This is a genomic window from Roseibium sp., from assembly GCF_048260565.1.
GTDB lineage: Bacteria > Pseudomonadota > Alphaproteobacteria > Rhizobiales > Stappiaceae > Roseibium.
Map to the genome: position 1 here is coordinate 334,576 of NZ_JBLXGP010000003.1, position 14,928 is coordinate 349,503.

9 protein-coding genes are annotated in these 14,928 nt (G+C 59.0%); 5 read left to right on the forward strand and 4 right to left on the reverse strand.

The genetic code is table 11. From position 1 onward, the window contains the following. From metF to ACN0SO_RS09805, 3 genes are all read left to right on the forward strand, one after another. Nucleotides 1–915 carry a methylenetetrahydrofolate reductase [NAD(P)H] gene (gene metF, locus ACN0SO_RS09795; RefSeq protein ID WP_417677047.1) on the forward strand — a complete coding sequence of 305 codons (915 nt, stop codon included), beginning with the start codon at nt 1–3 and terminating at the stop codon, nt 913–915. A 22-nt stretch (nt 916–937) separates the two neighbouring features. Beyond that, a complete protein-coding gene (gene metH, locus ACN0SO_RS09800; RefSeq protein WP_417677049.1) occupies nt 938–4,663 on the forward strand; it encodes a methionine synthase in 3,726 nt (1,241 codons plus the stop codon). A 774-nt stretch (nt 4,664–5,437) separates the two neighbouring features. Next, a complete protein-coding gene (locus tag ACN0SO_RS09805; RefSeq protein ID WP_417677051.1) occupies nt 5,438–6,565 on the forward strand; it encodes a DUF2336 domain-containing protein in 1,128 nt (375 codons plus the stop codon). Between the two features lie 11 nt (nt 6,566–6,576). Here the strand turns inward: ACN0SO_RS09805 and ACN0SO_RS09810 are convergent, their stop codons facing one another. After that, entirely contained in the window at nt 6,577–7,203 is a 627-nt protein-coding gene (locus tag ACN0SO_RS09810) for a LysE family translocator (RefSeq protein ID WP_417677053.1), read from the reverse strand. A 109-nt stretch (nt 7,204–7,312) separates the two neighbouring features. On the opposite strand from ACN0SO_RS09810, the gene ACN0SO_RS09815 reads away from it, so the two are divergent. Beyond that, entirely contained in the window at nt 7,313–8,098 is a 786-nt protein-coding gene (locus ACN0SO_RS09815) for an extensin family protein (RefSeq protein WP_417677055.1), read from the forward strand. Nucleotides 8,099–8,216: 118 nt separating this feature from the next. On the opposite strand, the gene ACN0SO_RS09820 is transcribed toward ACN0SO_RS09815, so the two are convergent. Further along, nucleotides 8,217–8,672: a BA14K family protein gene (locus tag ACN0SO_RS09820; protein ID WP_417677057.1), complete on the reverse strand. Its 456-nt coding sequence runs from the start codon at nt 8,670–8,672 to the stop codon at nt 8,217–8,219. Nucleotides 8,673–8,918: 246 nt separating this feature from the next. Here ACN0SO_RS09820 and ACN0SO_RS09825 point away from each other — a divergent pair, with 246 nt between their 5' ends. Next, the gene (locus ACN0SO_RS09825) at nt 8,919–9,689 is read left to right on the forward strand and encodes a HugZ family protein (RefSeq protein ID WP_417677059.1); all 771 of its coding nucleotides are present in this window, start codon (nt 8,919–8,921) and stop codon (nt 9,687–9,689) included. 71 nt (nt 9,690–9,760) lie between these two features. On the opposite strand, the gene ACN0SO_RS09830 is transcribed toward ACN0SO_RS09825, so the two are convergent. Both ACN0SO_RS09830 and ACN0SO_RS09835 read right to left on the reverse strand, forming a co-directional pair. Continuing rightward, entirely contained in the window at nt 9,761–11,509 is a 1,749-nt protein-coding gene (locus ACN0SO_RS09830; protein ID WP_417677061.1) for a methyl-accepting chemotaxis protein, read from the reverse strand. A 456-nt stretch (nt 11,510–11,965) separates the two neighbouring features. Next, nucleotides 11,966–14,614: a DUF3857 domain-containing transglutaminase family protein gene (locus ACN0SO_RS09835; protein ID WP_417677063.1), complete on the reverse strand. Its 2,649-nt coding sequence runs from the start codon at nt 14,612–14,614 to the stop codon at nt 11,966–11,968. Nucleotides 14,615–14,928: the final 314 nt, after the last annotated feature.

Below are 14,928 nucleotides of genomic sequence, written 5' to 3' on the forward strand. Positions count from 1 at the left end.
ATGACACATGACTTTCTGACACGACGCTCACGCCTGGCTTCCTCATCGCCGATCACGGCGTCTTTCGAATTCTTTCCGCCCAAGTCGGAAAAGATGGCCGAAAACCTCTGGTCGGCCGCCGAGCGGCTGGAGCCGCTGCAGCCTTCCTTCGTCTCCGTGACCTATGGGGCGGGCGGCACGACAAGGGAAACCACCCACAAGACCGTTGCGCGGTTCCTCAGGGAAACCGATCTGCGGCCGGCGGCCCACCTGACCTGTGTCGGTGCGTCGAAAGGGGAAGTCGACGAGATCGTCCGGGAATACTGGGACCTGGGCGTGCGCAGCCTTGTCGCCCTGCGGGGCGATCCGCTCAACGGAATCGGATCGATCTACGAGCCCCATGCGGATGGCTACGCCTTTGCGTCCGATCTGGTGGCCGGCATCAAGAACATCGCCGATTTCGATATTTCGGTTTCCGGCTATCCGGAAAGGCATCCGGAAAGCGCGGACTGGCAGAGCGAAATCGACAACCTGAAGCGCAAGGTCGATGCCGGGGCCAACCGGGTCATCACCCAGTACTTCTTCGATAACGACATGTTCGAGGACTATCTGGAGCGGGTAACCAAGGCCGGGATCTCCGTTCCGGTTATTCCGGGCATCCTGCCGATCCACAATTTCGAGCAGACGATGACGTTCTCGGCCAAATGCGGCACGTCGATCCCGGACTGGCTGGCACGCCGTTTCGCCGGTCTCCACAACGATCCGGAAACCCGCAAGCTGGTTGGTGCCGGCATTGCCTACGAACAGGTGATGGATCTGGTCGACCGGGGCATTTCCGACTTCCACTTCTACACCATGAACCGGGCCGATCTGACCTATGCGATCTGCCATATGCTCGGCATGGGACCGCAGGCGCGGGAAAAAAAGGCCGCCTGAAGGGCGCCGAAAGGGCAATAGAGTGACAAAAACCGATACCTTTGACCGCGTGACAAGCGCGGCGGCAAACCGCATTCTGGTTCTGGACGGTGCCATGGGCACCGAAATCCAGAACCTGAAACTCGACGAGGCGGCTTTCCGTGGCGAACGTTTCAAGGATTGGGAATCGGATCTGAAGGGCAACAACGACCTTCTGAACCTGACCCATCCGCATGCGATCCGGCAGATCCATCTGGATTACCTGAAGGCCGGTGCGGATATCGTCGCCACCAACACGTTTTCTTCCACCACGATCGCCCAGGCGGATTACGGGTTGGAGGAAGTCGCCTATGAACTCAATCTGGCGGGTGCCCAGCTTGCGCGGCAGGCCTGTAACGAAATGGAGGCGGAGGATTCGTCCCGTCCGCGGTTCGTGGCCGGCGCACTCGGCCCGACCAACCGGACCGCATCGATCTCTCCGGATGTGAACAATCCGGGCTTCCGGGCGGTGACCTTCGATGGTTTGCGCGAAGCCTATGCAGAGGCTGCCCGCGGGCTGATCAAGGGCGGCGCCGACATTCTGCTGCTTGAGACCATCTTCGATACGCTCAACGCCAAGGCGGCGCTTTTCGCCATCGAGGAAGTGTTCGAGGAGTTGGGCAAGACCCTTCCCGTTATGGTGTCGGGCACGATCACCGATCTCTCAGGCCGGACGCTGTCCGGACAGACACCGGAAGCCTTCTGGAATTCCATCCGTCATGCATCTCCGATCACAGTCGGCCTGAACTGCGCGCTGGGCGCCAAGGAAATGCGCGCCCATCTGGCGGAACTTGCCCGGGTGGCCGACACGCTTGTCTGCGCTTATCCGAACGCCGGTCTGCCCAACGAATTCGGCGAATATGACGAGAGCCCGGAACACATGGCCGGGCTTCTTGAGGAATTCGCCGCTTCCGGACTGGTCAACGTCGTCGGCGGCTGCTGCGGCACGACGCCGGCGCATATCAAGGCGATCGCCGAAGTCGTTGCCGGCAAGGCGCCGCGCGTCATTCCGGATATTCCGCGCCACATGCGCCTGTCGGGCCTGGAGCCCTTCGTGCTGACGCCGGAAACCAATTTCGTCAACGTGGGCGAGCGCACCAACGTGACCGGCTCCGCCCGATTCCGGAAACTGATCGAGGAAGGCGACTACGCCACCGCCCTCGAGGTCGCCCGCGACCAGGTGGAAAACGGCGCGCAGATCATCGACGTCAATATGGACGAGGGCCTGCTCGATTCCGAAGAGGCCATGGTCACCTTCCTCAATCTGGTGGCCGCCGAGCCGGACATCGCCCGGGTTCCGGTGATGGTCGACAGCTCCAAGTGGAGCGTGATCGAAGCCGGGCTGAAATGCATCCAGGGCAAGGGCGTCGTCAATTCCATTTCCATGAAGGAAGGCGAAGAGGCCTTCATCGAACAGGCCCGCAAAGTCCGCCGCTACGGCGCGGCCGTCGTCATCATGGCCTTCGACGACAAGGGGCAGGCGGATACGTTCGAGCGCAAGATCGAGATCTGCGGACGTTCCTACAAGCTCCTGACCGAAACGGTCGGCTTCCCGCCGGAAGACATCATTTTCGATCCGAACATCTTTGCCGTGGCCACCGGCATCGAGGAGCACAACAATTACGGCGTTGACTTCATCGAGGCGACCGGCTGGATCCGCGAGAACCTTCCGCATGCCCATGTGTCGGGGGGGGTCTCCAACCTGTCGTTCTCGTTCCGCGGGAACGAAGGAGTGCGCCAGGCGATGCATTCGGTGTTCCTCTACCATGCCATCCACAAGGGCATGGACATGGCCATCGTCAATGCCGGCCAGCTTGCCGTCTACGACAAACTGGAACCGGAACTGCGCGAGCTCTGCGAGGATGTGGTGCTCAACCGGAGCCCGGAGGCGACCGACCGACTGCTGGAAGCGGCCGAGCGGTGGAAAGGCGAGGGCGGCCAGAAGAAGGAAGCCGACCTGACGTGGCGGACATGGGATGTCGCCAAGCGCATGGAACATGCGCTCGTCAACGGCATCGCCGACTATGTGGAAGAAGATACGGAAGAAGCGCGCCAGGCGTTCGACCGGCCACTGCACGTGATCGAGGGACCGCTGATGGACGGCATGAACGTCGTCGGCGACCTGTTCGGCTCGGGTCAGATGTTCCTGCCCCAGGTGGTGAAGTCCGCCCGGGTGATGAAAAAGGCTGTCGCCTATCTGATGCCCTTCATGGAGAAGGAAAAGGAAGAACTCGGCCAGGTCGGCAATTCGACCAACGGCAAGATCCTGATGGCGACGGTGAAGGGCGACGTTCACGACATCGGCAAGAACATCGTCGGCGTGGTTCTCCAGTGCAACAATTTCGAGGTGATCGACCTGGGCGTCATGGTGCCGGTCGCGAAGATCATGGAAACGGCTCGGCAGGAGAACGTCGATATCATCGGCCTCAGCGGCCTTATCACGCCGTCGCTCGACGAGATGTGCCATGTGGCCGCCGAACTGGAGCGTGAAGGGTTCGACGTGCCGCTGATGATCGGCGGGGCAACCACCAGCCGGATCCATACGGCGGTGAAGATCCATCCGAACTACGAGCGCGGCCAGGCGATCTACGTCACCGATGCCGGACGGGCGGTCGGCGTTGCCAGCCGGCTGATGAACCAGGAGCAGCGCAAGAAGCTCTACGCGGAAGTCCGCGAGGAATACGTGGATATCGCGGAAAAGCATGCAAACCGTAATCACGCGCAGCGGGTCAGCCTTGAAGAGGCGCGAGCCAACCGCCTCGCTGTCGATTTCTCCGCTTCCGCACCGGTCCGGCCGAAGATGCTCGGCACGAAGGTCTTTGACGACTTCCCGCTTGAGGATCTGGTTCCCGTCATCGACTGGACGCCGTTCTTTTCGACCTGGGAGATCAAGGGACAGTATCCGCAGGTCCTGACCGACAATCGCTACGGCCCGGCGGCCAAGGCGCTCTATGACGATGCCCGGCGGATGCTCGACGAGATTGTGGAGAAGAAGCTTCTGACCGCGCGCGGGATCGCGGGGCTCTGGCCGGCGGCCGGGCGGGGCGACGATATCGTGGTCTACGGGGATGAAAGCCGCAGTGCCGACCGGGCGATCCTGCACAGCCTGCGTCAGCAGATCGTGCGCACATCCGGTGGCCGTGCGAACCTTGCGCTTTCCGATTTCGTCGCACCTGAAGAAAGCGGCATCGCCGATTATATCGGCGGCTTTGCAGTGACGGCGGGGCACGGTGAGGAAGAATTGGCCCGGCACTATGCCCAGGCCGGCGATGACTACAACAAGATCCTGAGCCAGGCCCTTGCGGACCGGTTGGCGGAAGCCTTTGCGGAAAAGCTGCATCAGATCGTGCGGACCGAACTGTGGGGCTACGCGCCCGATGAGAACCTCTCCGCGGAGGATCTCATTTCAGAGAAATATCAGGGCATCCGTCCGGCGCCGGGTTATCCCGCCCAGCCGGACCACACGGAAAAGGAAACCCTGTTTGCGCTGCTGGATGCGGAAAAGGCGACCGGCATCGAATTGACGGAAAGCTTCGCCATGAATCCGGGGTCTTCGGTTTCCGGGCTGTATTTTGCCCATCCGGAAAGTCATTATTTCGGCGTCGGCAAGATCGAGCGGGATCAGGTTGCAGATTATGCGGCCCGCAAAGGCTGGGATCTCGGCCTGGCCGAACGCTGGCTCGCGCCGATCCTGAATTACGATCCGCGGCGCATGGAGGCGGCGGAGTAAGCCACTTTTTGTTCGGTGGCTGAGAGTGGGTCTGTATCCGGAGCGGCCTGTGTTCGTCCAAACGAACCGGCGTTCCGGGTTCAGGGATCTCGTTCCGACGCAAGCAGTCCGAAGAACGCGGAAAGCCGGCCGTGTAGGCCGGCTTTCGCGATTTTGGTATGCGGTTTGGTCGGCAACTCTTTTTGCTGGAGGTCGTCGTCCTCAGAGGGCATCTGCCCCGTAAACCGGTTAACTTCCTTAAGGAAAACTACCCGGCGACTCCTTCTCCTCCGGTGGTTCGTGCCGCCTTGCTTATTCTCGGGTTCAGATCGCCGAACAGTGTCGGTTCAATCAGAAGATGCCGAGCACGATTGCCGTCAGAAACAGGAATGCGACGAAAAAGGCAATCATATTCAGGTTGCGTGTCAGGATCATCTTGGCCTCCCGATTACCTTCCAGAACGTTGTAACTTTAGGCGAGAGCGCGTCGGTTGCGAAGGAAAAAAGTTGCTGCATTGCAGCAGGCCTGTTGAAACAGGGGAGGCGATCCGCACCTGCGGCTTTCAAAAATCGCTGCTGAACTCTGCAGTTTTTGACAATGCTTCTTACAGATTGTGGTGTTTGAAGTTTTCTTTTTAAGGTTGTGGAAAGAAAATAAATTAAGCGGAGATTTGAATCTAAATTCTTCGGCCGCGTTGGATTATCGTTAATAATTATTTTCGATAATAGTAGCGCAATGTTAACGCGCGCCGGCTAATCTTTCGAAAATGGGAGTGAACCGCGCCAGGGAGGCTCAATGCTGACCAAGCTTTCCCAGCTTGCAAAAGATAATAGCACGGGTGGCCGAAAAAGTCTGGTTTCGGCTCTGACGGACCTTTTTGTGTCCGCGGACTCCGATCAGGCCGAGCAGGTCAGTCTGATGTTCGGGGACATCGTGATGCGCGTGCTCGGACAGCTTGAAGACGAGGCCCGCCGGGCGCTGGCAAAGCGGGTGTGTTCCCACCCTTCTGCGCCCCACGACCTTATGGTCACGCTTGCCAAGGATCAGATCGATGTCGCCCAGCCTGTTCTGGAGGAATCTCCGGTACTTCAGGCGGAAGATCTCGCAGATATTGCTTCGACCGGTTCGATGGATCACTTGAGTGCCATCGCCGGACGCGAAAGGGTCGATGAAATCGTGACCCGCGTCATCGTGTCACGCGGAGACAATCAGGTCCTGACCAAGGTTGCCAATAACGCCGGTGCCAATTTCAGCGAAGAAACGTTCCTTCGGCTGGTAGACCGTTCGATGGCCTATCCCGCCATTCAGGAAGCGCTGATCAATCGCACGGACCTGCCGAGCGATGCGGCGCGGATGCTGGTGCCGTTCCTTTCCGAAGAACTCACCGAACGGGTCAAGGAACTCGGCGCGGACAACACGCTGGTCATGGTTATGGCGGAGCGGGCCGCGGAGGAAGTGGCCGCGCGTGCGCGTCGGATTTCCGAGGCCAAGGAGCAGTCGGATCAGCTTATTCGGGATGTCCAGAACGGCAAGGCCAAGCTGGACGATGCGGTGCGTTTGTTTGCCCGTTCCGACCGGGCGACCGAATTGGGTATCCTGCTCGCCAAGGTAAGCCATCTTCCGGTCGCGGCGGTTTCGAAGCTGGTTTACAGCAAATCGGACAAGCCGCTGATCATCATCTGCAAGGCGAACGGCGTCTCAGAAGATGCCTTCAAGAACATCCTGACGATGCGGGCCCGACACCTGGGTATGTCCGGCGTGGCAGTCAACGATGCCATCCAGCGCTACAAGCAATTTACCGATGACGCCGCGAGCCGATCGCTCATCGCCATTCGCGAGAATGCGGAAAAGAACATGAAAAAGCCGGGTGAACCGGAAAAGGGTTCGCCGAAGTCGGAGATCGCGTTCGCGGTCCACCGCTAAGACGGATGACTTCAGCCTGAACTGCGCTGCAACGATGCGGTCATGAAGGCCGCCGACATCAGGAAACCTCCCCCGACACGATTGATCAGACGGACCAGCGAGGGGCTGCGCATCCGTTCTCCGATGGCCGCCGCCGCCAGGGCGTAGACGGCGGCGTTGGCGATCCCGAGCACGACAAAGGTCGTTCCCAGGAGGAGGAGCTGCGGGGCGACCGGCGCATCCGCCACGACGAAATGCGGCAGGAAGGCCATGAAGAAGACGATGCCTTTCGGATTGAGCGCTGTCACGATGTAGGCGTGCCGGAACACCTTGATCGGCGGTACCTGCGCGACCGCAACCGTTTCCAGCCCATGGGCACGTGCGCGCCACATTTTCAGGCCGATCCAGAACAGGTATGCGGCACCAACCCATTTCAGGACTGCAAACAGGCTGGCGGATGTCGCCAGAAGCGCGCCGAGGCCCAGAAGCGACGCGGTCGCGGCGGTCGCATCGCCCAGGCCCACGCCGAGCACGCTGGCGGTCGCCGACCGGCGTCCCTGCGCCAGGGCATAGCTGATGACCAGCATGATGGTCGGGCCGGGGATCGCAAGCAGGATCAGTGTTGCAACGACATATGCCGAATAGAGTTCCAAAGTCATGGCTGTCTCTCGATGTAATCTGGCTATGAGCCGCCAAATCGTCGTATTTTGCTGTGCTTTTTATCGGTAACGCAGGTGAGGTTCCAAGGAAAGGGGACGGATGGATTTCATGTGCCGCGGAAGGCGCCGGATTGCCGCAGCCTTTCTGGCCGCCGCAACAGTTTGTCTGCCGTCGGCCGGCTTCGGCTTCGTGGTGCCGTCGGTGACGCCGGTGCCGCACAAGCGGCCGGAAGCGAAAAGCCCGGTCGTTCCCGTGCCCGTACCGAAACCGGACCTTTCGTTCAGCGAAAGCGCTGCGCCTCCGGAAGCTGAAGCGGCAGATGAAATGCCTGAGGCAGTGCCTGTCCCTTGCACCGTGCAATTCGCTGACGTCGTCGACCTGCCGGCGATCGTCGGGGAAAAAGGATGCGGATTTTCGTCCGCTGTCCGGCTGTCCGGCGTGAACGGGACGGCCAAGGTGGGCTTCGTGCCTGAGCCGACGGTCAACTGCCGGTTTGCCGGGGCGCTTTCGAATTGGATTGAAGAGGATCTGGCGCAGATCGCCGTGGAAACCAAGGGCGAGCGCCTGAAGGCGGTTCATGCCGGTCCGGGGTACCAATGTCGGCGGAGAAACAATCTGGAAGACGGCAAGCTGTCGGAACATGCCGTTGGCAATGCGATCGATATCTTGAGTTTCGAGTTCGTCTCAGGCGACATCGTTACGGTTGCGGACGACTGGTCCGATGAGGATCCGGATAAGGAGCCGAGAAGACAGTTCCTGCGCGCGGTGCATGACGCGGCCTGCAAGCGGTTTACCACCGTGCTGGGGCCGGGCGCCGATGGTTATCATCAAAGCCATATCCACGTGGATATCGGCTGCCACGGCAAGACCTGCACCTATCGGATCTGCCAGTAAACGGGCGAAGGGACCGTTTGGGGAGAACGGTCCCTTGCTGCCGTCGGGCAAGATCCGGGTCGGGTGGCCAGTTCCGCTGTCCTGTCACCCGGTCCTGCCTTGGCGGAAATCTTGGCCGCTACTGACAGAACGTCTGTTCGCCCCGATAGGTCGTGTAGGTGCCGGTCGACGGATTGAAGGTGCGGAACTTGGACGAACAATAGTCGTACCAGGCTGGGCTCCAGGGCTGGTAGCCGGTGCCGGACACGCGGCCCGGATAAGGTGCCGGCGGATAGTAGCTCGGTGCCGGTTCCGCATAGCTTCGCTGATTGGTGGCGCCCAGCAGGATGGCGCCGGCGGCAAGGCCGATGATGCCCGCAGCAACCGCCGCGCCGACATCATTGTTCTTCTTCTTCTTGTGTCCGCCTTGGTGACGCCGGGGCTGATGGCGATCCCAGCCTCCGCGGTGATCGTTCCAACCGCCGCGATGATCGTTCCAGCCATGGCGGGGGCCGGCTTCGGCGGTGGAAATGGCCGGAGCAAGCAAGGCGCCGGTCAATGCGATTGCGAGAACGCGTTTGGTGATCGTGGTCATCGTCTATGCTCCTTGAGGCGGTTCCGAGGTTCGTGTCAGGGGTTCGTGTCGGGCCGCCGTGATTTGATGAGACGACTTTGCCTGAACGGCACTGAACCGATCCTGAGGCCGGCGTTCATCTGGCGTTCAGGTTTCGAATACGGTCCCCGGCGATGGAAAATGGCTCCACACGTTCGGACGGAGTGCTATGGTCCGGCTCGGCGGAGAGAGGGAAGTTTTGCAACCGGACGCTTTCAAGGAGATGCCATGACGGCCCCGAACCAGGAACCGGAAAAGAAGAAAGACGTTTTAAGGGAAACCGACGACACCGCACGGCGGCTGGCCAAAGACCTGATCCGAACCGCGCGCTTCGGTGCGCTTGCAGCGATCGAGCCGATGTCCGGCCATCCCCTGGCAAGCCGGGTTGCGCTGGCGACGGATATCGACGGAACGCCGGTGATCCTGACCTCCACGCTTTCAGGCCATACGGCGGCCATTCTGGCCGATCCGCGCTCTTCCCTGCTGGTCGGCGAGCCGGGCAAGGGCGATCCGCTCGCCCATGCCCGCATCACCCTGTTTACGCGAGCCCGGCGTATCGAGCGGGGCAGTGACGATCACGCCCGGCTGCGGCGGCGCTATCTTGCGCGCCATCCCAAGGCGGAACTCTATGTCGATTTCGGCGATTTCGCGTTTTTCCGGCTGGATATTGAGCGCGCCAGCCTGAACGGCGGTTTCGGTAAGGCGTATGAACTCAAGCGCAAAGACCTGGCCCTGGAGGGGGATTGGCTGCAGTTTGCGGATATGGAGGCTGGTGTCGTCGCCCACATGAACGAAGACCACAGTGATGCCGTGAAGCTTTATGCGGAAGTTTTGTGTGGGGCCGATCCCGCGAACTGGCGGCTTGCCACCCTCGATCCGGAAGGGCTCGATCTTGCCGCCGGTGACGATGTCCGGCGCCTGTGGTTCGATGAACCTTTGCAGACTCCGGATCAGGTGCGCGGGGTTTTGGTTGACCTGGCGAAAAGAGCGCGGAGCTGACCCTGGTGCAGAGTGGAATAGGGCGGGAACCGATGTGACTGCCGGTTCCCGGTCCAGCGCGACTGAAGTCGTCAGGCTGCGCGGATATTCAGAAGGAAGCCGTCAAGCTCGCGCTGAAGCTGTGCCGACTGATCCGAAAGCATGTCGACCGTGTCGAGAACCTGCCGGGCGCCGGCACTGGAATCGGTCGCGCCGTGGCTGACATCGCTGATGCTGTTCGTGATGTCGCTGCTGCCCTGGGCGACATCGGTCACGCAACGCGAGATTTCCGCAGCGGCGGAGTTCTGTTCTTCGACGGCCGATGCGATGCCTGTGATCTGCTGGTTCATGTCGGTGATCGCTTCGACAATGGCCATGATGGCTTCCGCGGTCTGGCTGGAGCCGGCCTGCATGTCCTTGATCTGGCGGCTGATTTCCTCGGTCGCGCTGCTCGTCTGGTTGGCGAGCGCCTTCACTTCCGAGGCAACGACCGCAAAGCCCTTGCCGGCGTCACCCGCTCGAGCCGCTTCGATCGTCGCATTCAGGGCCAGTAGATTGGTCTGATCGGCAATGTCGTTGATCAGTTTCACCACCGCGTCAATGCTCTGCGCGGAATGGGACAGGCCTTCGACCGTCTTGTTGGAGGCGGCGACACGTTCGTTGGTCGCACTTGCAAGTTCCATGGCCGAACAGGCCTGCCGGCTGATTTCCTGGATCGACGTGACCAGTTCTTCCGTGGAGGCCGCGACCGACTGAATTCCGGTTGAGGATTGTTCGGCCGCACTGGCGACACCGTTGGCGCGCTCGGAGGTCTGGACCGCCGTTGCGGACATGCGGTTGGCGGTCAACGCCAGTTCGTTGACGGCCTCGCTGATCCGGTCGGAAACCGATTTGACGGTGTTTTCCAGTTCATCGGCCATGCGCAGGGTGACTTCCCGCTTTTCCCGCTCGATGCGCTCTTCCTCTTCCCTGGCCTGGGCCTGAAGGCGTTTGATCTCGATCGTCTTTTCCCGGAAGTTGGCAAAGGTCCGCGACAACTGGCCGATTTCATCGGCGCCGCCCGTTTTCAGCTCGATCGACGTGTCGTCTTCTGCGAGCCGGTTCAGGGCGTGCGTGACCAGTTTGAGCGGTCGGCTGATCGATTTGATGGAGATGAGCAAAGACAGGCCGATACCGACGAGAATGGAAACCAGGGAGACGATGATCAACTGGCGGATTCCGGCGATCTCGTGCTGTTCGGCCGACCGGGCGGCATTTGCGGTGAAAGCCTGCAGGTCGGTCATCAGTGAGACCATTTCATGGTCGAGGCTCTCTTCTTCCGCTTCAACCGTTTCGGCAAGCGTGCTCGCTTCCTCGATCCTGCCGTCCTCGATCAGTTTGGTAACCTTGCGGGAATCCTCGTTGAAACGGTCGTGTTCGGTGTGGATTTTCTCCAGGCTGGCCAGCACAGTTCGGAACTTGTCCTTCATCTCGGCCGTCGCGGCGTGGTCGAGGCCCTGCCGTGCGAGTTTCTCCGCAGAGGCGATGACCTCATCGACTTCCAAGGCAAGTTCCTCGAAGCGCTGAACGCTGGTTTGGAACCCCTTTTCGGCGTCCTGACTCTTGATGCCGCCAAAACGCAACATTCGCTCCAGCATGACGGCCTGTTCAAGCTGATGCGCCGTGACCGCGCTTACGGTTTCCGTGAGAGGAATATCCTCTTCGGCGATCGCATACAGTTCGCCGCCGATCCGGTTCATCTGATAGATGCCGACAACGGCGACAATAACAAGCGCGATGCTTAGGAGGGCGACAAGCGAGAGGATCTTGGAAGATACCGACCGAAAAGCGATGATGTTCATTTTAACCCGTCAGTAGCGATGAGGCGGTTGGATTTGGGCATATGTTTACTGGCGCGATATTTCCGGATTCCGTGAATTCGCTTCTCAATTATAGTTATATTTTACCTTTTGGTTCCCTCTGGCCATATTTTGATATTGGTAATATTGCCATGTAGAGATGAATACGTTCATTCGATTTACAGGTTATTATTGTTTCCAATTTGTTAAAAATCAGAGTGTGGGTGAAAATATTTCCACCGATGCGCGAGATTTCGCGGTTTGATCGGTTGCTTCTGCCGAATGTGCAGGAGGTCTGTGAAGCTGGAAATTCTTCAGAAGCGCGGGGAAGCGGAACTCGAGCACTCCCGACACCGTAAGGCACGAGTTGGTCATGTGGACATGGACACCGTCGGTGCCGTTCCCGCAGGGCTCGATTATCGGAAATTTTTTTGTCTGGGGTGAGGAATATAAAAGGGGCTAAAACCCAGCCCAACTTACCCCGTATTCCATCTGAAACTGGAAGCCGAGAACGAGAACATTTATCGCAAGCAAAACCAGTGCGAAAATATTCCATCCGTTGTATCGCGAGTTCCTTTTCAGATACTCCGGATCCGCGGAATTCAAGCGATTGACCACAATGACCGCGGGCAGACAGCTTATGCCGGCCAAAAGCAACGCAGCGAAAAACGCAAAAGTTCCAACCGTGTCTTGGTAGACTGGAACACTGTTCAGGAATATCGACACAAAGAAAAACGTGACGGCTCCGAGAATGCCCCATACGGGCGGTAGGGAGACCCCCGCGTCCCTGGCTCTGGCGTTCGCCTTGCTGAAAGCGGGATAAAGCCAGAAAATGCCGAATATCATTCGCCAGGCCGGACGGATGCCGTTCATTTCCGCGCGCTTGTACCAGTTCCAGAATTTCAGCATCCAGAACATCGGGTACAAACCGAAGGATCCCATGGTCATAAGCAGGAATTTGATCGGACTCACGGGAAAGAATACGGCATTTTCCCGGTAGGCCCAATCGGCTTTCAAGCCGTATCGAAGCGCAAAAATCAGGATTGCGAAAAAGGCAAGAAACGTGATGATTTGCGCCGCAGTCGCAATTACCTTTTCCGTGGGCATCGTTGTGGCTTCCGACTGCCCGGTAGCGCCACCTCCATCCAATTCGCTGACCAGATCGGAGAAATCGTAATACAGCACACTGGAATTATTTAGCCTGTTGATGTCCTGAAGATAGTCTTCGAGCGCCTCTGCCGGGATTTGGGGCTTCAGAATATCCAGTTGCCATTTGACGTTCAGGGTATCGCCGGAGGAAAGCGTTGTTCGGCGCAGAGAGAAGGCATCGTTCGTGAAATCGATATCCTTCGGAGCCCGGAAGCCCTTGACAGCTTCCCTGATCACGATCGAATGCACGAAGGATCCGGGATAGGGTAATTTCACCGGCGCGGTCCGCCCATAGGATTTGGGGTCTGGCAACACGTTCAGTATGGTATCTGCCCGAACTATAAAATCGGTCAGGGTTGGTTTCTGGCGGAACTTGTCCTGAGGCAACGTGTAGGCCTCAATCAGCCTGATCCGGTTGGAGTCAAGGTCATCGACGACCCGGAGGTCGCGCTCAGGTGTCATACCCGGGTATTTTTCGTTGTAATACTCAAGGTAGGAGCGGCCGAGACTGGCTGTTCCCTTGCTGGCAATCCTGCGACGGAGGCTGTCCGCCTCGTCCTGAGTGTAGATAGAGGTGACGTCCAGTCGGACAGGACGGTCGGGACGCTGGGGAAAGGAGTAGCTTTCAGAGACCTTGATTTCCGGACCTTTCAATTTCTGAACGGGTATTTCCTGCAGGGCTTCTGCTTCAGGATCCAGATCCAGTGCATACCCGTAGTCCGGCTGCCGGATCTCGGTACGGCGCCCCCCCTGGTGTGTCATAGTCGGATCGAGCCAAAAGACCCGGTCTCCGTCCGAAGCGCGCACAATGGCATGATCGAAGGCATAGGGTGTCGGCAGGCGATCCGGAATTTCCAGGCCCGTAGACGTATGGACCAGGGCAGCCGAGGCGTCGATCCCCAGATACCGCAACATGACCGCGAGAAGCAAAGCCTTGTCCTTGCAGTCGCCGTAACCTTTGGCAATCACCTCGTCGGGCTGACGCGGGATGAAACCGCCCACGCCGATTTCTATGCCGACGTAACGGATCGTGTCCTGAACAAGTCGGAGGGCCTCTGTCATCCTGTCCTGGGGGGCGGGAAAATTCTTCGCAATAGCATCGAGCTTTTCCCGCAGACTTACAGGCAGATGGGATGACGGCCGATAATGCGGCGCTAGCCAATCGACGATGTCATGCCAGCGTTTCCAGGACGAGACTTCGACATAGCCCCAATGCGGGTAGGCTTCCGGCATGTCTTCTTCGTCCGGGACCGGGTCCGGATCCGTGAGGGCCCAGCTCAGGGTTTTAAATCCCCCTGCGACGGTGACTTCAGGTTGGATGTCGAGGGCATGGGCCTTGTAGCCGATGTCCATGCCTTCCGGCACGGTGACCCGAAAACGCCTTATCCCGAGGGGGACAGTCGATTCCATCCCCTTGGCCGCACTGAACGTTCCTTCGAAAACAGGATCGACAGAAGCCAGACTGTAGGCGACGTCGAGAATGTCTCCAACCCGTACATCCTTCAAATAGGCATGGGCGGTGAGTTCCCCATCGACAATGCCGTTTTCGAGTTCCTTTTCACGCCGCAGCAGTTCGAAGGAAACCTCATCCGAGAGGTCGGTCCAGTTGGAGTCACGCAATATTCTGATGTGGTGAAGGGTCAGGGTCTCCTGGCTGGGGTCATAGTCGATATCGACACTGGCAGCCCCTTCCAGTCCCTGCCGCTCAATGATCTTTCTTGCACGGCGATGGTAATTCGTCTCCGTCTCGCCGTCCCAGAACACCTGTCTGTCCGACAGCAACCAGTAAGTGCCGTATTTGATCTGGTTGAAGCGCTGGGGATTGGGATCCGGTAGTTTTGTTGCTTCTACCCAGGATGGCGTTTGTGCGCGTTCCACTTCACTCGACCGGACCGGGAAACACCCGGCATACAGGGCTGCGAGAACGACCGCAGTCCGCAAAAAGATCTGCTTGTACAAACGAATATTCCCGATCCTCGATTGCTGCCTTGTCGAGCAAGTGATGAGCAGACGGCGATTTCCTCGGCGGAGGAATCAAAGAGTTGAACGTTTAAGTTGTTTCCTCGCGATTTCTGCCAAAGTTTGGTGAAGGTTGGAAGTCGAAACTAATCTCAATGGAAAATTTTAGCCTCAGTGTGCTCCAGCTTGGCAGAAAGGTTTTCCCGGCCTTCCTTGATCGGGGGGCGCGCGCGCAAAAAGACGCGGCTGAAGAGGCTACTCTTCAGCCGCGTCCTGTCGCATCTATAGAGAGCTTTTCCGCACCTGGGAAAGGG

Excerpts from the sequence above, each read along its gene's own strand:
- ACN0SO_RS09830 (WP_417677061.1), bottom strand. The coding sequence starts at position 11,509 with ATGAACATCATCGCTTTTCGGTCGGTATCTTCCAAGATCCTCTCGCTT.
- ACN0SO_RS09820 (WP_417677057.1), bottom strand. The coding sequence starts at position 8,672 with ATGACCACGATCACCAAACGCGTTCTCGCAATCGCATTGACCGGCGCC.
- ACN0SO_RS09825 (WP_417677059.1), top strand. The coding sequence starts at position 8,919 with ATGACGGCCCCGAACCAGGAACCGGAAAAGAAGAAAGACGTTTTAAGG.
- ACN0SO_RS09810 (WP_417677053.1), bottom strand. The coding sequence starts at position 7,203 with ATGACTTTGGAACTCTATTCGGCATATGTCGTTGCAACACTGATCCTG.
- ACN0SO_RS09815 (WP_417677055.1), top strand. The coding sequence starts at position 7,313 with ATGTGCCGCGGAAGGCGCCGGATTGCCGCAGCCTTTCTGGCCGCCGCA.
- metF (WP_417677047.1), top strand. The coding sequence starts at position 1 with ATGACACATGACTTTCTGACACGACGCTCACGCCTGGCTTCCTCATCG.
- ACN0SO_RS09805 (WP_417677051.1), top strand. The coding sequence starts at position 5,438 with ATGCTGACCAAGCTTTCCCAGCTTGCAAAAGATAATAGCACGGGTGGC.